Source organism: Methanosarcina siciliae T4/M (genome assembly GCF_000970085.1).
Taxonomy (GTDB): Archaea; Halobacteriota; Methanosarcinia; order Methanosarcinales; family Methanosarcinaceae; genus Methanosarcina; species Methanosarcina siciliae.
In genome coordinates this window covers 526,774-546,872 of record NZ_CP009506.1, presented here as the reverse complement: position 1 = coordinate 546,872, position 20,099 = coordinate 526,774, and the positions used below count along the sequence as shown (strand labels likewise).

Annotated in this window: 14 protein-coding genes, 1 tRNA gene and 2 pseudogenes; 6 read left to right on the top strand and 11 right to left on the bottom strand. The window is 47.1% G+C overall.

Translation table 11 applies throughout. From position 1 onward, the window contains the following. Nucleotides 1-4: 4 nt before the first annotated feature. Nucleotides 5-1,621: a lysine--tRNA ligase gene (lysS, locus tag MSSIT_RS02440; RefSeq protein WP_048169693.1), complete on the bottom strand. Its 1,617-nt coding sequence runs from the start codon at nt 1,619-1,621 to the stop codon at nt 5-7. A 1,190-nt stretch (nt 1,622-2,811) separates the two neighbouring features. Between lysS and MSSIT_RS22770 the strand changes: the two genes are divergently transcribed. Further along, nucleotides 2,812-2,982 carry a hypothetical protein gene (locus MSSIT_RS22770; protein ID WP_156158774.1) on the top strand — a complete coding sequence of 57 codons (171 nt, stop codon included), beginning with the start codon at nt 2,812-2,814 and terminating at the stop codon, nt 2,980-2,982. Nucleotides 2,983-3,329: 347 nt separating this feature from the next. Here the strand turns inward: MSSIT_RS22770 and mtbB are convergent. From mtbB to MSSIT_RS02395, 8 genes and pseudogenes are all read right to left on the bottom strand, one after another. Continuing rightward, nucleotides 3,330-4,733 (bottom strand): annotated as a pseudogene (gene mtbB, locus MSSIT_RS02430) ([dimethylamine--corrinoid protein] Co-methyltransferase). Nucleotides 4,734-4,793: 60 nt separating this feature from the next. Further along, entirely contained in the window at nt 4,794-4,943 is a 150-nt protein-coding gene (locus MSSIT_RS23920) for a hypothetical protein (protein WP_187151850.1), read from the bottom strand. An 18-nt stretch (nt 4,944-4,961) separates the two neighbouring features. Next, complete coding sequence (locus tag MSSIT_RS02425) at nt 4,962-5,258, bottom strand: hypothetical protein (RefSeq protein WP_048169688.1); 297 nt, start codon at nt 5,256-5,258, stop codon at nt 4,962-4,964. 1 nt (nt 5,259) lies between these two features. Beyond that, entirely contained in the window at nt 5,260-6,321 is a 1,062-nt protein-coding gene (locus MSSIT_RS02420) for a DMT family transporter (RefSeq protein ID WP_187151849.1), read from the bottom strand. A gap of 459 nt (nt 6,322-6,780) precedes the next feature. Then, nucleotides 6,781-7,431 carry a cobalamin B12-binding domain-containing protein gene (locus MSSIT_RS02415; RefSeq protein ID WP_048169686.1) on the bottom strand — a complete coding sequence of 217 codons (651 nt, stop codon included), beginning with the start codon at nt 7,429-7,431 and terminating at the stop codon, nt 6,781-6,783. Between the two features lie 28 nt (nt 7,432-7,459). Continuing rightward, nucleotides 7,460-8,947: pseudogene (gene mttB, locus MSSIT_RS02405) on the bottom strand ([trimethylamine--corrinoid protein] Co-methyltransferase). A 26-nt stretch (nt 8,948-8,973) separates the two neighbouring features. Continuing rightward, a complete protein-coding gene (mtbC, locus tag MSSIT_RS02400; RefSeq protein ID WP_048169681.1) occupies nt 8,974-9,615 on the bottom strand; it encodes a dimethylamine corrinoid protein MtbC in 642 nt (213 codons plus the stop codon). 873 nt (nt 9,616-10,488) lie between these two features. After that, on the bottom strand, nt 10,489-11,637 hold the full coding sequence (locus tag MSSIT_RS02395) for a (Fe-S)-binding protein (RefSeq protein ID WP_048169679.1): 1,149 nt from the start codon (nt 11,635-11,637) through the stop codon (nt 10,489-10,491). 340 nt (nt 11,638-11,977) lie between these two features. On the opposite strand from MSSIT_RS02395, the gene MSSIT_RS02390 reads away from it, so the two are divergent. Further along, nucleotides 11,978-12,517 carry a CDP-alcohol phosphatidyltransferase family protein gene (locus MSSIT_RS02390; RefSeq protein ID WP_082088851.1) on the top strand — a complete coding sequence of 180 codons (540 nt, stop codon included), beginning with the start codon at nt 11,978-11,980 and terminating at the stop codon, nt 12,515-12,517. Between the two features lie 178 nt (nt 12,518-12,695). After that, nucleotides 12,696-12,773: transfer RNA gene (locus MSSIT_RS02385), tRNA-Pro, on the top strand. Here the strand turns inward: MSSIT_RS02385 and MSSIT_RS21600 are convergent. Then, nucleotides 12,759-12,953, bottom strand: a complete 195-nt coding sequence (locus tag MSSIT_RS21600; RefSeq protein WP_082088850.1) for a hypothetical protein — start codon at nt 12,951-12,953, stop codon at nt 12,759-12,761. The two genes, MSSIT_RS02385 and MSSIT_RS21600, sit on opposite strands and share 15 nt — an antisense overlap. Nucleotides 12,954-13,083: 130 nt before the next feature. Continuing rightward, a complete protein-coding gene (locus MSSIT_RS24490; protein WP_231590385.1) occupies nt 13,084-13,260 on the bottom strand; it encodes a hypothetical protein in 177 nt (58 codons plus the stop codon). 444 nt (nt 13,261-13,704) lie between these two features. On the opposite strand from MSSIT_RS24490, the gene mutS reads away from it, so the two are divergent. The 3 genes from mutS to MSSIT_RS02370 all read left to right on the top strand — a co-directional run bounded on the left by mutS (nt 13,705) and on the right by MSSIT_RS02370 (nt 20,099). Beyond that, complete coding sequence (gene mutS / locus MSSIT_RS02380; protein WP_048169675.1) at nt 13,705-16,407, top strand: DNA mismatch repair protein MutS; 2,703 nt, start codon at nt 13,705-13,707, stop codon at nt 16,405-16,407. Nucleotides 16,408-16,532: 125 nt separating this feature from the next. Continuing rightward, complete coding sequence (gene mutL / locus MSSIT_RS02375; RefSeq protein WP_048169673.1) at nt 16,533-18,506, top strand: DNA mismatch repair endonuclease MutL; 1,974 nt, start codon at nt 16,533-16,535, stop codon at nt 18,504-18,506. A gap of 573 nt (nt 18,507-19,079) precedes the next feature. Continuing rightward, nucleotides 19,080-20,099 (top strand): cobalt-precorrin-5B (C(1))-methyltransferase, encoded by a 1,020-nt coding sequence (locus MSSIT_RS02370; protein ID WP_048169671.1) that lies wholly within the window; start codon nt 19,080-19,082, stop codon nt 20,097-20,099.

Below are 20,099 nucleotides of genomic sequence, written 5' to 3'. Positions count from 1 at the left end.
GTTTTTATTCACCTGTTTTTTCAGGGCTGTATGTTGAAGCTTCCCTGAACCTGGTTATCAGGAAGTCCTTTTCAAAGGAAGACAGGAACCAGCCGGCTTTCGGGCCTGAGCTCTGCCCGAGAATAGAAGTGTAGATAGCTTTGAAAAGGTCTTTAGGTTCAACCTGCGAGACAGGCACGTTTATTTTTTGTGCAATCAGCCTGTTCAGTTCGGAACCTTCGTCTTTGGCGGAATAGACCAGCATATGGTATTCTTCTCCGCTGATTTCCCCTTTCGTTTCGATAAGGTCGGCAAAAGCCCCGAGGAAAGCTTTCTGGAGTTCCGAAAGGGTTGCGGTCTGCACAGGCACTTTCTCTTTGACGCTGAACCTGGCAAAAGGCGGGGCATAGAGTTCAAGCCATCTGGAGACATTATCTGCAAGTTCCCTGATACACTTTTCATCTTCAATTGAAAAGCCCGAACGCTTTACGATCTTTAGCACCTGCTCAAAATCTCCCCTGGCGACCTGGTAGATCGTAACCATCTGCTTGAAAGGAATATCAGGATGGCAGATCCCGGTTGCCCTGGAAAGTTCGTAAATTCTCTTTTCAAAGTCCCCGAGGGAGGGGGCATTTTCCCGGGATTTATCCCTGAGCCGCTCGTATTCGTCCACCAGGTTAAGGAGAGGCTGGCCGGGATCGAACTGGATATGTTTTTCGGGTTTAGTACGGATGATCAGGTAGCGCAGGACTTCCGGAGGCACAACTTCAAGCATGTCCGAAATCGAGACAACAACTCCTGTAGAAGATGACATTGCTCCCTGCTTTCCAAGCATTATCCACTCATAGACGATAGGGAAGGGAGGCTCGTGCCCGTAGATTTCCCTTACTATTCGCTTTCCTGTGTCATAGGACCCGCCCCTTGAAGCATGGTCTTTTCCGAAAGGCTCCACAGTCACCCCAAGTACAGCCCAGCGGGCAGGCCAGTCCACTCTCCAGGTGAGTTTTCCTCCTCCCGCCATTGGCACCGTCCCCGAGTGCCCGCAGGCACAGACATAGTCCACGGTTTCAGCTTCAAGGTCAAAACCCGTAACTTTCGTGCTTGTAATTTTCCCGCACTCGTTACAGCGGGGGTTAAAAGGGCTCCAATCTTCTGCAACTGTTTTGCCCGAGACATCTTCAAGGATCTTTGCAATTTCATCCCTTTTTGCAAGGGCGGTTTTTATCGCTTCGGTATACAGGCCTGCCCTGTACATTTCGTCTGCCCTTAAGACCTCGGGGTTAATGCCCAGGCGCCTCAGGGCTTCAAGAAAAGGTTTCAGGAAATGCTCGGCATAGTTTGCACATTCCCCGCATGGGCAGGGCACATCGGAAATTGGTTTTCCCACATGCTCTGCATAACTTTCAGGCAGGAAAGGGTAAACCTTGCGAAGAGGGTCGAAGTTGTCGGCAATATAGATAAAACGGGCGTCTGCCCCCCTGTCAAGGAGAGCCCTGTAAGCAGCATCTGCAGTCACAACCTCCCTCATATTGCCTATATGGATATGCCCTGATGGGGTGATTCCTGTGGCAACAAGATGCTTGCCACTCTTATTTAACACGTCTTCGGCTATGACGTCTGCCCAGTGAATTGTGTCAGCCATGGTTCTCACCAGAATATCAGATAAACCGTAGAATCAGGTATGGAAACAAGAAATGAGGCCCTGTTCATGCATAAATCTACAGGTTTGGGTCTCCTGCATAATTATCGTTTCAACTGATAAACTTTGGGCTGGAAATGAAAAAACCTGAAGTTACCTGATCCCGTCCCTTACCAGGGCATAGAATAAGAGAAGCAAAAAGCGAACGGGAGAAGAAAAGGAGCATCAACTCAGAGGCAGAAAAAAATGAAAAAAATAATGGAGGTTCAAAGGCAAATTGATTCAGGAGTCTGCAGAATTACGGAGACTTAAAATGGCGCTTTACGGGAAAATCAAGTAAATTTGATTTCCCAATAAATAAAACCATGTATAAATATATAAATTTATCGCAGTAAGTAGATCACATTATTAAAAAAACAAAAGTTACAGAACAACAATAGTGAAAACAACCTGAACGGACATCTGAAATTAAAATTGTTCAGACCCAAAGGAAAAACTGCAAATTGGAAAAAAGAAAAAAATGACTGCAAAAAAATAAAAATGTTTAAACTACGAAAATCCGCAGAAATAATGGTTTTTAAAACCCGGGCTTCAGAAAAGTTATATAAAAATAATCTGCTGAAACCAACAAAAATTATTGGGACTTATTTTGACTCTGAATCAAGCATGGTAAAACATTTGTTTCATTTTCCGCCCATATCAATCATCAAAAACAGATTCGACGTTCCAATCCACAATTGTTCCAGTAGTTGCATCAATTTCAAATTCATACTCCATATTATCAAAAACAATAGACCCTTCATCTGTCATTTCATCTTCATAGTTCAGATAAAGCCGGATGTCAGACCCTATTGCACCTGAAACTTTTGCAAATGCTATGGATTTGTTGATGAGTTTGCAGAAATTGTAGGGGAGATTGCTTCATCAGCAATGATGGGCGTCGTATCATCAGTATCCGCACAGCCAGCAACACTGATCAACAATAAACCGACCATCAATACTGTAGAAAGTATTTTTTCACCAGAATACCTCAAGAGACAAGTCTATTTCGTGTTAAAAAGAGTTAAAATCAGAGGGATATAAGTGATACTATTTAGGTAAATATTTGAACTTAAAGATTAAAACCTGATTATGGTCTGGAACCTGCAGAACCTGGAGATAAACACAGAGACCTGTCATGAAAAGAGAAAGATATGAACCAGGAAGCCCCTTTCTCACTTATTAAGAAAATAGGAAGGAGTAATTGGCCTGAGATCCAAAAGACACCAGAGAAAGAGATTAGAGAAGAGATTAGAGAAGAGATTAGAGAAGAGATCCAAAAAGATTTAAAAATAAAAGCATCAGGAAGATACTGTCATTCATAAGAGGATTACTTTTCTGACCTGCCACCTATGAAATCGGCTTTTTCGAGCTATCTGTTTTTAGCTATCTGTTTTTAGCTATCTGTTTTTAGCTATCTGTTTTTAGCTATCTGTTTTTAGCTATCTGTTTTTAGCTATCTGTTTTTAGCTATCTGTTTTTAGCTATCTGTTTTTAGCTATCTGTTTTTAGCTATCTGTTTTTAGCTATCTGTTTTTAGCTATCTGTTTTTAGCTCGTTTTCAGGAAAGGAGAGTTCTCCCTGCTGCACAAGAAATCGAAGGAATGCAGGCTCATGCCTGAGATTCCTTCAAAGGTCTGTTCTTACCTAATCAGTTTTTCAGATATTTTCTTTACTGGATCTGTTTTCTGAAGAGATTGCAGGAGTTTATCTTGATATCAAGCAGCTTTTCGATATTCATTTTTGCAGCAATACCTTTTGCAGCCCCCGGGACTGAGGTGATGACACCGATGTCGAGCTCTTCTCTGAGTTCGCGCATAATGTGCTCGTCTACGAGGTCCATGGTGTCAACGTTAAGCTTCTTTGCCACGTACTCTTTTGCCTCTCCGATGCGCATGTTCTTTGAGAACTGCATCCTTGCAACAAGGTCGCCTGCCGCTCTTATCCCGGTCATTCCGGAAGCCATTATGTGGGAAATCGGCATACCCAGAGGGTCGCCGACCCCGATCTATATGCCGTCGACGCCGGCAACCTCGACCATTGCCTTGCTTGCCCTTGTAACAGCGTCCACAGGTGGAGTTTCAAGCATGGGGATTCCGCCCACACCCATACCCATGTCAACGTGACAGGGGATAGGAGAAACCTGAACAGCTGCCTTCATGAAGTTGACTGCGCGGGCGAGGTTCCAGGCAGAAGTCTTGCTGGTGTTGGTGTTGCACACAGGGCCGAAAACATTTGCTCCGGCTTTTGCAACAAGAGGAACCTGCTGGTGCGGCCAGAGCCCGGCAAGGGTCACGCCGTCGTACTGCAGGTTTCCGTGCATCCCGAGCACACATTCTCCAGCCATGCCGGCTTCGATGTACATGTCAGGGAATTCCTTCCTGAGGGCCTCGATTGCGTGCAGAGTCCCGTACATGTCAGCATCACCTGCTGCTGCAGTAGTGTCAAAGTTGACACCGTCCGCACCTGAGGCAAAGAGCTTCTGCATGACCCAGACAGTGTCCCTTGTCAGGTGCTCTGCGGCATGTTCCATGGACTCCCAGGCTTCCGGGATCTTGAAAGCCTTCATGAGATCGCCGGGGTTTTCGAAGGGTCCATCAGGGGTGTAGTAAAGCCCCATGTTCGGCATTGCACCGTAGAAGAGCGGAACTATCATGTTCTGCTGGCAAACTTCCATTGCCTGGCACTCGTTTGAGACCACAGGCTTGACAGGCTTGAAACTGTAGTCGATGTGACCGAGTTCCATTGTGTCGGCGCCAAATGCCCTCTCATGCGTCATGCAGCCGACCAGGCGGCTTGAGGGGATCCCCACACCGCTGTTGCCCTGGTCTCCGTCAAGCCTGATGGTACCGATGTCGTGGGTGACAGGGACTTCCATACCCTGTTCGACACTTACGGCTTTGCCGGGCATCATGAGGATTTCTGCAAGCTTGTCAATCTCATCGGCACTGAGATCAGGGATTTCCCCGAGGTCTGAGGCATTCGCCATACCTGCCTCAAGTTCCTCCAGGATTTTCTCTTTTGTAAGGAAGACCCTCTTCCCGTCTCCCATCCTTAAAGCATATTCGGTTGCCATTTTTTCACCATTTATATTGTATATTAGATATTGTGTCTGGAAAGCTGTATTCTCCCGGGTTCAGAACTTGGACACGAAAGTCCTTGCCTGCCAGAGGGCAACTACCGCCAGGACCAGGATGAGAACCATCCACATGATGTCCCCGGCAGGGATTAAGGAGTTTGCCCAGTAGGCATTGTAAGCTTCCATTGCAGCTGCTGTTTGTACCATGTTTAACCTCCGATAAGATTATACATATCTCAGACAGGCATCTGAACCGCGGGCCTTTCCAAAGTCGGTGATCACGTATTTGTGCAGGAGGAATCCTTTTTTATAGATCCCGTCCTCGTCGACTTTCTGCTCCACGTCCTTCAGCATCCCTCCGGACGCCAGTTCGATGATGTCAAAATTGATGCTGTCCCGGTTGTAATTTCCATGCATGTTGTACTCTTCCTGGATCTGTGAAACAATCTCATAGTTCCAGCGTTCTTTTTCATCCAGCAAGAGTTCCAGAATCCTGAATTTAATAGGGCGGTTTCCGCTCACTTCACTCACCTCTCAAAGTTTCAAGTTCACTTGTGTCTTCCGTAAACATAACGAAACTACCAATAACACAGAGAGTGCCTCCGACAAGGATGGTCCACTGCGGGACATCTCCGAAGAAGAGGAAAATGAAGATAATAGCAAACAGCCCGTAGAGGTTTCCTATACCCTGGCCTCTTCCGACTCCGATAAGCGGGAAGGACTTGTACCAGCAGACATAACAGAAACCAAAGGTAATTCCTGCAAAGATCAGGACCAGCAAAGTCAGGGGTTCGAAAGCCTGGAATGCAAAGGAATACATCGGGTAGCCGACAAGTGCGAGTATCGGGACAATAATGACCCACCAGATCAGGTTTTCTCCGACGAACCTGAGGGTCAGCCCCACATCGGGTTCGGAGATATCGAGTCCTTTTCCTGCGATTGCACCTTCAATACCCCAGCCGGCAGCAGCCATCAAACCTCCGAGATATCCGATCCACTGAACATTGCCTGAGGAAAGCTCGGTCAGAAGCCCGCCTCCGAAGATCGTGATGCCTCCTATAATGATGACTCCTATACCCATTGCCGCTCTTGTGGAGATCTTTTCCCCATACCAGTAGTAGGCAAGAATCGAACCCACCACAGGGTAAAGAAGAGCTGCAACAGCTGCGAATGCTCCGCCAATAAAGCCCATAGCAATGAATGAACCGAGAATTGCCATCGGACCTCCGAAAATTGAAGCAAGGAAGAACCACTTGGAGCACGGATGGAATTCTTTCATTGTCCGGACAAGTTCTCCGAATTTACCGAGAACCCCGTTCCAGAGCATAAGCGCAAGCATGACCGTAAGCGCATTGAAGGCCGTAATCAGAACAGCAGTTATGATAAGAGCCGTGCCGTCTCCACCTGTTTCGGCGATAGCCCCGTACATCTCATCGAAGGGGTTAAGCACCCACACAACGGTCCCTGGCAGATACCAGATACCCCAGAATACAGCACAGAAAAGGGCCCACATATACCCTTTACTTATTTTTCGTTTACTCTCCTGTTTTTTTAAAGTTTTTAAATCCACGGAAAATCCCTCCATTTTTCAGATGCACTGTGGAATTCCCTCAGGGAATGAGTCCGTCTCACCCCGATTCCACAGTCTGAAAGTGCAGATTGCGAACCGACTCTATGAGTGTTTGCATCTCAGGGAAACCAGATTGAAATTAAAGTTGAATTTCAACACTACCGTTTTTTTGGTTTTTCAGATTTTATAGAACTACATTTATATAAATATAGTTTAAATTCCCTTTTTTAACCAGGAATCAGCAGCTTTGAAGTTTACCGCCATATTTCCCCTGAGTTATTGGAGGATAATATTGAGTAGGTTTACTGCGCTGCTTTCTCCATAGTTACTGGATTCTCCCGTGAGTATGACCGGAGATGCAAGAACTTATTTTCATACCCATAGCTATCGGTTTCGCAAAATCCACACAAAATAAAGTTAAGCAGGAAACGCATTTGATCGGATCTTCTACGTTTTCTGCTTATTGAACCTTTTTTAGAGTAAAGCTGCTCTTACCTTGCTGACTACATCGGTGGCACTTTCTCCATAGAGGTCTGCGCCGATCTTGTCAGCCCAGTCCTGAGTAACGGGTGCGCCACCGACCATGGTCATAACCTGGTCGCGGACGCCTGCTTCTTTCAGCTGTTCCTCGATCTGGATCTGGTTGACCATGGTTGTGGTCATAAGGGCGGAGGATGCGATGATCTGTGGTTTGATTTCCTTTGCCTTTTCGACAAAGGTCTTTATCAGGACGTCTCTGCCGAGGTCTACGACTTTAAAGCCTGCAATGTTGAGCATGGAGGCAACAATATCCTTTCCGATGGAGTGGATGTCGCCTTCGATGGTACCGATGACAACGGTTCCGAGGCTCTTGGTCTCAGCCTTGCGTTTTTCCATTTCCGGCTTAATAACTTCCATGCCTGAGTTCATTGCTTCGGCAGCTGCAAGCACGTGGGGGAGGAAAAGGGAACCCTGTTCAAACTGTTCTCCTACTTCCTGCATGCCTGCGGTAAAGCCCTTTTCAATGAGCTCTATCGGGTCAATCCCTGCAGCAAGAGCTTCTTCTGCAACTTCTGCTGCAAGGTCCTCATCAAAATCAGTGATTGCATCTTTTGCTTTTGCAATGATTTCTTCTTTGCTTGCCATTTTTAGATCTCCTGAATATCTGGTATAATTACATGCCTCTGAAGGCTTTGTCAGCTCTGTCCACGACAGCCTGCATATCCTTAAGAATGTCTGAATCGATTGGTTTGACAACGTGATTCTTGAGAACATCTACGACCTTGTCGTGTGCAGCGGATGCCAGGTCCTTTGATCCGGCTGCCGCCCAGTCTCCGAACATGCGCCTGTCAATAAGCATGGGGTCAGACGGGTAGTTCACAAGTTGTCTGGTCTGTTTGAGGGCAAGGAAGTTGTTTCCGATACCTACTTTCTGAATGGATTCGACAGCAAGGGTTTCCTCATTTACAGGAACTCCCTGAAGAGCTTTCTTGGTCATCCTGATGATGTCGTTGTCAATAAGGAGCTGTTCCATAGAGAAGGTCATACCGAGTTCAAGCATCCCGGCGCCGTACAGAGTGTTTGCACCTGCAAGGGCTGGAAGAAGGCAAGTCATTGTTTTTTCGTGTCCTGCCTGGTTGTCCGGGATCTTTGCATCAGACTAGGTGCCTGCCACGAATGCGGGGAGGCCATAGAACTGGGCGAGCTTTGCGACAGATGCGCTGATCAGGCCGAGTTCGGGAGATCCAACGGGAGCAGTGCCTTTCTTCAGGTCAAATGTTGTTGTAGAGCTTCCGTACCAGACCTTAGCACCGGGGACTGTGAGCTGAGCAAGGGTGATACCTGCAAGAACTTCTGCGTTGTGGGTTACAAGAGTTCCAGCAAGGTAGACAGGTGAAGACCCACCGGACATTGCCATACTCAGGACGTTTACAGGCATTCCGAAACGTGCACCCTTAATGATAACCTGGCAGGCATTGACACTGAGCTCTAGAGGGCTGGTCGGGCAGAGGAGCATGGAGAAGATCGGTTTTTTCCTGGCTTCTTCTTCATCGCCGCCGTAGTAGGCTGTTACGATGTCCCGGTAGTATTCGACATTTTCGCCGACGGGATCGATGTGGTGGTAGTGCTTTGAGGTGTTTGCGATTGGGGTGAGGGTTTCATGAACGTCCTGGGCACCCTGACCTGCAACATCTCTTGCGGAGACAGGGAGGGAGAAGTAGTCGATGTTTTCAGCCCAGTCACAGAGCTTTGCTATGTCTGCGATGTCCTGTTCCACGGAATCAACGGTTACGTACTTACCGTCCTGGTACTTGCACATCTTAACGCCTGTACCGAAACAGGTCCAGTGTACTTTACCACCGCATTCCTGGACAGTGTTAAACTTCTTGTCGCGGCCCCAGAGGACAAACCTGGAGGGAGCGAGCTGAAGAGCTCTTCTTACAAGGTATTCAGGGATCTTTACAACATTTGTTTTTTCGTCAACTTCGCAGCCATTTTCCTTGAAGATCTGCCTGGCTTCAGGATCAGAGACCTGAACACCGGGGTCCATCAGAACTTCCATGGTAGCGTAGTGGATTGCTTTGAGTTCATCAGTGGTAAAAAGATTTAATTCTACACCATTAAGTGCATTAAATCCTGCAACTGCATTATTTTTTGCCATTTTTGTAACCTCCGAATGAGAATAATTTAAGCCAAGATCTCCTTTGCCTTGGCAACTGCCTCGCTTGCGTTTTCAGCATAACAGTCTGCACCGATCTTCTCAGCCCAGGCCTGGGTAGCCGGAGCGCCTCCGATCATGACCTTTACTTTCTCCCTGAGACCTTCTTCCTTGAGGAGTTCGATAACTTCTCTCTGGCCGGCAAGGGTAGTGGTCATAAGAGCAGAAAGTCCGATCATGTCGGCATTGACTTCCTTTGCTTTTTCGACAAAGTTCTTGATCGGAACATCACGGCCGATGTCGTACACTTCAAAACCAGCGGACTGGAGCATGGTGGATACGATGGATTTCCCGATGTCATGGACATCGCCTTCCACGGTACCGTTCACAATAACGCCCATTTTGGAACTGGCAGAGCCTTCAGGCATAAGATCCTTTAAGGCTTCAACTCCGGCAGTCATTGCGTCAGCAGCCATCATCACATGGGGTAAGAAAAGTTTGCCCCTCTCAAAGAGGACACCCACTTCGTTCATGCCTGCTGCAAGCCCGTTTTCAATGATTTCGGAGGGATCCAGTTCTCCTTTTGCCTTTTCAACGGCAGCGAGTACCGCATCCTTCTTACAGGTGATTACAGCGCCTGCAAGTTCCTGAAGCAATTCTTCTTTGCTAATATTGCATCCTCCGTTTTAGTTTTTCAACTATGGAGACGCCTCTACCCGTAAGTATCATGAATAATCATGAACTATTGAGATATCAGCTCACGCTCAACGAGTCATGAGTGCACAAGAAGTAATTCACGATAACCACAGGTAGGGAATCATGATTACTACAGGCGAAACTGAGAAATCAGGCAAAATTACTTATTGTCCTGATCGGGGTTCATGAGTACTTTAGCAGAGGGAGTGTTTTTGGTGCCATTTTAAATCCCGTCTGTTTACTCATCATAGAGGTCTCCAAGTTAAAGTTCGATTTACTGGTATAAATATTTTGTTAGAAGGAGTGTGGTGAAACCAAGTGTTAAATAAATACTTTTTGGTTAAAATGTTTTGAAGGGAGTGTTCTAAATAAAAAAAACGAAGCAAAACGAAAAATATAAATAGGAACTATAAAAAATGAATTTTTAAAGGTATATAAAGGCGGGAAAAATAAAGTTAACGGTAGAAATTTCAGCAAAAATATTAAAAGAGAAAAAATATTTAATTGTAAAACACACAAAGACATAGGAAGTCTACTAAAGCTGTTTTTCAGCATAATTAAGAACCATAAAATTTGATTGATGAACAAAAATTCCTTTTTTAAGCAGGACTTTTGTTCTTCCCGGGGTTTGGACAGAACTCAGGTTAGAAAACTGGAAAAAAGAGAAAATAATATATACTAAAGATTTCACCGGCTCAGACTTTTGCGATGATTTAGTGCCTGTGGCAAAAGAATAGAATTAGGGGAAAAGGGAGAAAGAAAAAGAGAATCGAAGGGATCAAAAAAGGAAAAAATCTCAGGGAAAAATTCAGAGAAGAAAGAACCCGGAGGAAAATCCCCAGAAAAAGTTATGGCAAATCAGGTTCCTGATATCCTGAAATACAGGACTTGTAAGCCCGGTTTACAAGCTCGAGCATTTTCTGATCTTCTCGCTTGATTTTTACTCCGCAAGCAAGGCAAAGGTATTCAGCGAGGTCAAAGACCTTTATCTTCTCATCTTCCCCGGCTTCAATAAGGTTCTGCATACATCCACCGCAGTTGGTTATGATCACATCACAGCCCAGTTTCCCGGCAGCCCTGTAGCGGTCCGAAGCAACTGAAAGGGAATCGGAAGGATAGTTAACTCTTACCCCGCCTCCGAACCCGCAACAGGCTGAATTTTCGGGGGTTTTGTTTGCAAGCTCGGTGCCGGGAATATTTTCGAGCACGTTTCTTGCTTCCCTGTAGACGCCCATTACCCGGGTAAGATGGCAGGGGTCATGGTAAAAGACCCTGTATTGAAGAGCAGCTTCAGGAGCAAGTTTTTCATCCATAAGCAGGCGTTCCAGGTACTGTGAGACCTGCAGCACCTCAAAGTCCAGTTCCCCGAACATTTTTGGATAAATTTCCTTAAAAGCTTTAAAACAACCGGGACAGGCTGTAAGCAAGATTTTGGCACCCCTCTTCCGGACCTCATCGATATTTCGCTGTCCGTTCCGCAGAATCGGAGCCGGGTTTCCCGCCCCTGCCGAAACTGCTCCGCAGCAGTATTTAAGCCCGCTCAGGACTGTATAATCGACTCCCGCCTTTTCCAGCAGGGAAACGGTTGCTTGCGCCATATTTTTGTTAATATAGGTACCAGCGCAGCCCGGGAAATACACGACAGAGCCAGGACCGTCTTTATACTCAGGAACGTCATCCATTTCAGCAACCTTTTTGAAAAGATTATTTTCAGCATCAGGGTCTGCCATAGTCTGCCTGTCCGTAAGCCCGTGTTCACGTACCCATTTCTGCCGGGCAGGAGAGATAAGCATCTTGATACCCAGGGCTTCGGGGCAGGCATCGGCACAAAGCCCGCAGGTAAGGCAGCGCAGCAGGGAATCAGGCTCAATTCCTGAACTTCCCTCCAGATACCCGTAAAGCAGATCAAGCAAACCGAGGTCATCGTACCGGGGGCAGACTGAAAGGCACTGTCCGCATTGTGTACATTTTTCCCTGTGTTCTTCCACTATATTCATATTTTAACTCCATATCATTTTAAACTCGTGCGACTTTATTCATATACCGATCCTTAAAACCCTTTTCTGGAGAATTCCATTCCTGCAGACCATTCAATCAGGAAAGTTGCCCTTAAAGTTTTTAAAGGGCTCTTTCAAAGGACTGCGCAGAACCCGAAGGCCTAAATCTTTAGAAAAAAGATAAGACTATATCCGTATATGCAGCATTAATAACCAGATAAAATAGCCAGATAAAATAGCCAGATAAAAGGATGGGATTGAAATATTCGAAGACCTGAAAAACAGCGCAAGAAAGCTGGTAATTCCGTTTGCCCGCTCAGTACCCCTCTCTCCAAACACTCTGACCCTGCTGGGTTTTGCGGTAAGCGTGGCTGCAGGAATTGCATTCGCGCTGGGCAAACCTTTTGAAGGAGGGATCCTGATCCTCTTCAGCGGAGTTTTTGATATCCTTGATGGAGGGGTCGCAAGAGCGAAAGGCAGGACCACTCCCTTCGGAGGCGTCCTCGACTCGGTTTGCGACCGCTATTCCGACGGCATGATGTTCCTTGGAATCATGACCGGAGCAATTTATGGCCGGCTCAGCTTTGTCCCCTTCCTCGGGATGGAAGGATGGCTCTGGGCAGGCTTTGCACTGATCGGCTCTTTTCTGGTAAGCTACACTCGCGCCCGGGCCGAATCCGCAGGCTGCAGGAAACTATCGGTAGGAATTGCTGAGAGAACCGAAAGGATGCTAATCCTGGCCCTGGGTGCCTTCTCAGGTTTCCTTGGATGGGCCCTTGTGCTGATAGCCATATTCTCCCATATTACAATAGTCCAGAGAGTACTGAGGGCAAAAAGCATACTGAGCAACCCTTCTGAGCCCGAGGTTCAGAAACCGTAAGCCAGAATGCCTGGAAAACCCCACGCAAAAAATGCTGATCAACACTCAAAAAAATAACAAAAATAGAGGAATGGCTTTCCTCTACCGATACTCATTTATACTACATGTTTAATTACAATAGTTGGCTGATGGCAAGCAGGGTAATCCGTTGTCATCAAAGAAATAGAATCTGCTCTGCGGGGCCGTAGGGTAGCTTGGTCCATCCTGCAAGGCTGGGGGTCTTGCGACTTGAGTTCGAATCTCAGCGGCCCCACCAGAATTCATTCGAATTTTTGGCGTTTTTACGCGTTTTGTTGCGTTTTTTCAACCCTATTTTGCTGCATAGTCCGTTTTCAAGCCTTTTTCTCTTCTTTGAGTTTATTCCGAAACTCGTGCCCGGATTATTAAATTTGTTTTTGAACCCGGAGGGCTCCCCGACTGCGAAGCATGCAGCCATTTCCAAAAGAGAGAAAAGAATCCACGAAAGCCAGGTACTATGAAAAACCGAAGGTCAATGAGATGAACAGGAGATAAAATTACAAATAAAGTTCCAGAGAAATATAAAAAAGGAAGTATATCATTGGATTTTATTCATCTCCTTTTTCCATTTCCTCTTCCATTTCCTTTTTCTCTTCCATTTCCTTTTTCTCTTCCATTTCCTTTTTCTCTTCCTCTTCCATTTCCTCTTCTATTTCCTTTTTCTCTTCCTCTTTCTTTTCCTTTCTCTTTTCCCGCTTATAAGTTTCTTTTATTTTATCAATCATTTCCTCATTAGCCTCAACAACAAAAGCTCCGACATACCCGCACTCTTTGCAGTGGTAGACTGAACCTACATATCCACCAACCTCATAGTAAATATCCGCGTTCCCGCAGACAGGACAGACTTCAACTAATTTTTCATGGCTCAGAGCAATTCCCTCCTTTGATAAGGCTTACAGTCCCGAATTGTTAAATTATATATAAGAAGCATGATTGAAGATAAAGGCATAGTATTTTAAACTGATGTTCGGATTGATACTAAAACAGATACTATACCTATGCTCGGGTCAGGTGTATATGCGGAAAGGGAACATGCTGCTTAACTGAAGTAGCCAGCCGCTAAAACCCTACCATTTATTCAGATTTTCCCGTTCATTTAGATATTGTTCTTAGTTTAGAACTTAACAACTGTGGATATTAACGATTCAAGGCTTACAGTGAGTTGAAAAATGACAGAAATGATGACCCCTGCAATGCGCCAGTACTACGAAGCCAAGCAGGCATACCCCGACACCCTTATCTTCTTCAGGATGGGAGACTTCTACGAGTCCTTTGGGGAAGACGCAAAAACCATTGCAAAGGAACTGGAAATTACCCTGACAGCCAGGGGAAAGGACAGAAAAGGAGAGAGAATGCCGCTTGCAGGAATTCCCCACCACGCAATTGACACCTACCTGCCCAGGCTGATAAATAAGGGATACAAGGTAGCCATCTGCGAACAGCTCGAAAACCCGAAGCAGGCAAAAGGAGTTGTGAAGCGAGGGGTTGTCAGGGTTGTAACCCCCGGAACGGCAATAGACTCTTCCATGTTTTCGGATGCCTCAAACAATTACCTCATGGCAGTTGCGGGAAGAGAGGTAGGGAAATCCGGGAAGAGCGGAGAAAAGGAAATGGAATTCGGGATCTCTTTCCTCGATATCTCGACAGGGGAGTTCCTTACAACCCAGTTTACGGACTCGGAAAACTTTGACAAACTCCTCAGCGAACTTGCCCGCATGCACCCTGCAGAATGCATCCTACCCCCGTCCCTGTACGGGAATTCAGAGCTTACAGGCAGGTTAAGGGAGCAGACAATTGTACAGGAATTTACCCCCGAGGTTTTCGGAATCGAAGATGCCGGAGAAAAATTAAAAACCCATTTCGGGGTTGCAACCCTCGAGGGTATGGGCTGTGAAAAACTGGAGTTTGCGGTATACTCAGCCTGGGCCGCCCTTGAGTATGCAAAGACCACACAGATGAGGGACCTTTCTCATATCAACACCCTCAGAACCTACTCAAACACCGAGTTCATGGTCCTGGACTCAATTACCCTGCGCAACCTCGAAATCGTAAAAAATGTGAGGGATGAAGGGGACGAAAATTCCCTCTACAGGACCCTGAACTGCACAAAAACACCGATGGGAAACCGCACCCTGAAAAAATGGCTTTTAAAGCCCCTGCTTTCCGTGGAAAAAATCAACCTCAGGCTGAACGCGGTAGAAGAACTCGCAGAAGACTCGCTGCTCCGCTACGATATAAGGGACTGGCTCTCGGATGTAAGAGACATCGAACGCCTGGTAGGGAGGATAGTATACGGAAATGCCAGCGCTCGAGACCTCGTAGCCCTGAAGAAATCTCTGGATGTTGTTCCCCCCCTCCGGGACTCCCTGCTGGAAAAAGCCAGGTTCGAAATGTTAAAAGAGATTGCAGAAGGGCTTGCCTCTTTTTCCGAACTGGAAGAACTTGCTGAGATGATCGAAATAGCAATCGTGGATGAGCCCCCCATATCCGTCCGGGAAGGAGGAATGATAAAACCCGGATACAGCGCGGAACTTGACGAATTCCGGGATATTTCAAGCAACAGCAAACAGTGGATTGCAGCTTTCCAGCAGAAAGAAAGAGAGCGAAGCGGGATCAAGTCCCTGAAAGTCGGCTACAACAAAGTCTTTGGTTATTATATCGAGGTTACCCATGCAAACAGTAGCCAGGTGCCTGAGGATTACATAAGAAAGCAGACAATGGCAAATGCCGAGCGTTTCTTCACCCCCGAACTTAAAGAAAAAGAAAGTTTGATCCTGACAGCAAACGAAAAGGCAGTGGCTCTGGAATACGAAATATTTGCCGAAATCACACGAACTCTTTCAGCCCGTTCAAGGGAACTCCAGGAAACCGCAGAAAGAATAGGGACCCTGGATGTCCTTGCAAGCCTTGCCGAAGCCGCTGAAAACAACAACTATACCCGCCCGCAGCTTACCGAAGACTGCAAGATCCTCATAAGGGACGGGAGGCATCCGGTAGTAGAAAGTACCGTATCCGGAGGTTTTGTGCCCAATGATACCGAAATGGACTGCAAGGAAAATCAGTTTTTGCTTGTTACGGGCCCTAACATGGCAGGAAAGTCCACCTATATGCGCCAGACTGCCCTTGTCGCAATTATGGCCCAGGTGGGTTCCTTTGTCCCGGCTTCTTATGCTTCCGTAGGCATTATCGACCAGGTCTTTACAAGGATAGGGGCTTTTGACGACCTTGCAAGCGGGCAGAGCACTTTTATGGTCGAGATGGTGGAGCTTGCAAATATCCTGAACAACGCAAGCCCGAAAAGCCTTGTCCTGCTTGACGAAATCGGCAGGGGAACAAGCACATATGACGGGTATAGCATTGCAAAAGCCGTTGTTGAGTTCCTGCACAACAGGGGAAAGGTCGGGGTAAGGGCTCTTTTTGCAACCCACTATCACCAGCTCACAGCCCTGGAAGAGAAATTAAAGCGACTAAAAAACTACCATATTGCAGTAAAAGAAGATGGGCACGAGCTTGTTTTCCTGCGGAAAATAGTCTCCGGAGCAACAGACAGGAGTTACGGAATCCACGTGGCAAGGCTTGCCGGAGTCCCGGAAAAGGTTATCGGAAGGGCAAACGAGATCCTGAAGGAACTTGAAAGGGAAAATGTACTTGAAGAAGCCGAGGAAAGCGAAAACGGGAAAAAGAGGAAAAGCAAGGCAACTGCCCGCTATACCCAGATGCTGCTTTTCGATCCCGGCAGCGGAAGTGGAAGTTCGGAGAAGGCGAAGGGATTGAGCCCCGTGGAAGCAGCCCTGAAAAAGGTCAACCCGGATGAGATGACTCCAATTGAAGCCCTGAACAAACTACATGAGCTGAAAAGGCTGCTCGGCTAAAGGAAACAGGTTAAAAAAGAATCGGATAAGTTAGAAAGAGGGATCGAAGAACAGATTTAAAGTCAAGTAGAAAATCAGCTGGAAAAACGGATGGAAAGCAATCTGAAGAGCGGGTTGAAGAAAAGATGGAAGAGCAGGAAAATAAAATCCGGATTCTTGACAGGGACACGATAAATAAAATTGCAGCCGGAGAGGTAATAGAACGCCCGGCATCCGTGGTAAAGGAACTTGTGGACAACTCAATCGATGCAGGAGCCACGGAAATCCGCATCGAGGTTGAGAAGGGAGGAAAACATTTCATCCTTATCAGGGACAACGGCTGCGGGATGAGCAGAGCCGATGCCCTCCTCTCGTTTGAAAAGCACGCAACAAGCAAACTCACGCAGATCGAAGACCTGGACACTGTCTCAACAATGGGGTTCAGGGGAGAGGCCCTTGCTTCGATTACCGCCATTGCAAAGGTAGAAATCCTCACCCGTCCCCCGGAAGAGCTTACCGGCACAAAACTGGCCATCCAGGGAGGGAGGGTGCAGGAAACATCGGATGCAGGCACGGCTCCCGGAACCTCTGTACACGTAAAAGACCTCTTCTACAACACCCCTGCAAGGCGTAAGTACCTGAAAAGCGACCGTACCGAACTTGCTCATATCACGGATACCGTTACAAGGCTTGCCCTTGCAAATCCCGGAATTTCTTTTACCCTGCTAAGCGAAGGAAAGCCAGTCATAAGAAGTACGGGCTCAAGCGACCTGTTCAAAAGCCTGGTCAACCTGCTAGGGCCTGATACCGCCCGCTCAATGCTGCCCCTTGAGTACAGGACAGAAGACTTTGAAATCCTGGGATATGTCTCAAAACCCGAAACCAATAGGGGTGGGAGTGACCAGCTTTATGTTTTCGTAAACACGCGCCCTGTAACTTCCAGAGCCATCAACACAGCTCTCCGCGAAGGATACTACACAAAGATCCCTAAAGGCCGCTATCCTGTGGCAGTGCTTGCTCTCACCCTTAACCCGGAAGAAGTAGACGTGAACGTACACCCCCGCAAAGCCGAAGTCCGGTTCAGCCGGGAAAAGGAAGTCGGTAAGGCAATTATCCGTGCAGTTGAAAAGGTCCTTTCGGAACACGGACTTGCCCCCGAGGTCAGGGAAAAGGAAGGGAAAAGGCTTCAGAAAACCTTTGAAGACCCCAGGGTATCAGGGAAAATTAAGCCCCAAGAGACCCCTGCAACCCTGCCGGAGAAGGCAGATGGAAAGGAAATCGGGGGTCGAGAGGAAGCGAGGGTATCTGAGAGCAACGGGCTCCTGAAAGAAAAATCCGAAGCTTACACTTATCCGATAAAGGATACGGAGAGAAGGCTGAAGAAATCCGAACGCCTGCTTGATTTTGACGGAAGGGCAGGAATTCGGGATACCCTGAAGAAAGAAGAGCCGGCAAGTGGAAAGGAAGAGGAAAAAGCAAGCGAGAAAGAAGAGAAAGCTGGAGAGAGGCAAAGCAAGAAGCCGAAGCAAAAAGCAAACACCGATCTTCTCGAAGACCTGCGGATCATAGGTCAGATTTCCAAAATGTATATTCTTGCAGAAAAAGGGGAAGACCTTGTGATAATCGACCAGCATGCAGCCCATGAAAGGGTTCTTTACGAGCAGGTCCTGAAATCGAAAAAATCCAGGGTACAGGAACTGATCACCCCTGTAATGATCGAACTTACCCCCAAAGAAAGAGTACTGATGGAGGAATATATCCCCTATCTGGAGGAATACGGCTTCGGAATCTCGGAATTCGGGGACAATACTTATGTCGTGACCTTTGTCCCCGAGGTTTTCGGAAGGCTCGAGGACACAGGCGTAATCCATGACGTAATCTCGGACCTGCTGGCTGAAGGAAAAGTCAAAAAAGATACCGGAATCTCGGAAAGTGTCAGCAAAACCCTTGCCTGCAGGGCAGCAATCAAAGGAGGAGCAGCCTGCAATTTAAGGCAGATGGAAGAGCTAATAGAGCAGCTCAAAACCGCTGAAAGTCCTTACTCCTGCCCGCATGGGAGACCAACAGTGATAACCTTTACAAAAGGTGAACTGGACCGCATGTTTGCAAGAACTCAGTAAACAAGCTCCCTGAAAAAAGAGAAAAGTAGAAAAAAACCGGGAAAATAGCTGCACGGATAGAAGGATATTCCCACAAGAAACACAATCTTGCGATAGAGAAAGTGTGAAGAATACAGATGATTATAGAGGGAAAAATTCGAAGAAATTCGAAGAGAGTTCCACAGGAAATTCGCCATTTTTATCCAACAAATATATATAATATGGCCTAAGATGTAGAATAGATGTCGGGCGAGTACTGACATCCAAAAGGCATCATTCCAGAGACTATTTTTTACACACCAACCCCACCCCAAAAAGAATGGTACCCCCATTCAAACCCTAAGAGAAATACCCCAACTTCCAGAAAAATAAAAAAATTCCCCACCCCTGGAATGATGCCACTCTTTTCTATATCAAAGTATTATCCTGTGATGTTTACACTGTTTTATGATCGTATAGGTCTTTTTTCCGGTTTGTAGAGGAAGCCTGCAGGGACTTCCTGAGCATCAGTTTTGTTTTATTGAGGCTCTTCGAGCTCTTTTCCTGGCTTTCAGGTCAATACATTTATAATAAAAAACCTCCGAGTATTGTTCCATGATAGATCCGGTTAACAATTTCAAGTTCCCTGAAGAATGGATTGCCCGTACCGGGCTGCCCAGGGAAGAGCTTGAAAAAAACGTGGCATCCGGGATGATTGTGATCCTGAGTGACGGGTCCGTGCTCAAGAGAGGATATACTACAGGAACCACAGCCAGTGCCGCTGCAAAAGCCGCTGTCCTTTCCCTTAAAAAAACAGTTGACAGCGTATCCGTGCCCACCCCGGTAGGGCTGAGGGCTTACCTTGAAGTCAGCGAGTCCTCTACCGGGCGTGCAGTTGTAAAGAAGATTCCTAACGACCACGAATCCGATATTACCCGGGGGCTTGAATTTGTCGGGGAAGCCAAGGAAGCCGAGGGGATCAGCGTCCTGGGCGGAAAGGGCATAGGGGTTGTAAAAAGGGACGGGCTGCAGGTCCCAAAAGGAAAGCCGGCCATCAACCCAAAACCCATGGAACAGATCCGGGCTGCAGTGCAGGAAGCCGTAGAGGAGCTGGGCCTGAAGGGAGCCGAGGTCACGATTTCCATTCCTGAGGGAGAAAGGGTAGGAAAAGAGACTCTGAACAGCAGGATAGGAGTCGAAGGCGGGATTTCGGTCCTCGGGAGCACAGGCTTTGTCGAGCCCTGGAACGACCACCTTGGAGAGATGAAAGGAGACCTGATCCGCTGCACGGATAAAGTGGTCCTGACCACAGGCCGGATAGGAATGAAGTATTCTCACATGCTTTTCCCCGATTACACCGTTGTTATGGTCGGGAGCAGGATCTCAGAAGGTCTTGATAACGCTTCAGGCGACATCATTATCTGCGGGCTTCCGGGCCTTGTCCTGAAATGGGGGAACCCGAAGATGCTGGAAGGAAGCGGCTATGCAACCGTCGTTGAGATGCTTGAAAAAGCTCCTGAACACGAGCGCCTGAAAGAAGCCTTTGAAATGGCAGTCGAGAAAGGCAAAGGTGCGAGAATCGTTGTGATTGACAGGGATGGCTCTGTCCTTATGGACAGTAAACCTGAGAAGTAA

Excerpts from the sequence above, each read along its gene's own strand:
- MSSIT_RS02420 (WP_187151849.1), bottom strand. The coding sequence starts at position 6,321 with ATGGAGGGATTTTCCGTGGATTTAAAAACTTTAAAAAAACAGGAGAGT.
- MSSIT_RS21600 (WP_082088850.1), bottom strand. The coding sequence starts at position 12,953 with ATGGCTGCATGCTTCGCAGTCGGGGAGCCCTCCGGGTTCAAAAACAAA.
- lysS (WP_048169693.1), bottom strand. The coding sequence starts at position 1,621 with ATGGCTGACACAATTCACTGGGCAGACGTCATAGCCGAAGACGTGTTA.
- MSSIT_RS24490 (WP_231590385.1), bottom strand. The coding sequence starts at position 13,260 with ATGATTGATAAAATAAAAGAAACTTATAAGCGGGAAAAGAGAAAGGAA.
- MSSIT_RS02415 (WP_048169686.1), bottom strand. The coding sequence starts at position 7,431 with ATGGCAAGCAAAGAAGAAATCATTGCAAAAGCAAAAGATGCAATCACT.
- MSSIT_RS02395 (WP_048169679.1), bottom strand. The coding sequence starts at position 11,637 with ATGAATATAGTGGAAGAACACAGGGAAAAATGTACACAATGCGGACAG.
- MSSIT_RS23920 (WP_187151850.1), bottom strand. The coding sequence starts at position 4,943 with ATGGTACAAACAGCAGCTGCAATGGAAGCTTACAATGCCTACTGGGCA.
- MSSIT_RS02370 (WP_048169671.1), top strand. The coding sequence starts at position 19,080 with ATGATAGATCCGGTTAACAATTTCAAGTTCCCTGAAGAATGGATTGCC.
- mutL (WP_048169673.1), top strand. The coding sequence starts at position 16,533 with ATGGAAGAGCAGGAAAATAAAATCCGGATTCTTGACAGGGACACGATA.
- MSSIT_RS22770 (WP_156158774.1), top strand. The coding sequence starts at position 2,812 with ATGAACCAGGAAGCCCCTTTCTCACTTATTAAGAAAATAGGAAGGAGT.
- mutS (WP_048169675.1), top strand. The coding sequence starts at position 13,705 with ATGACAGAAATGATGACCCCTGCAATGCGCCAGTACTACGAAGCCAAG.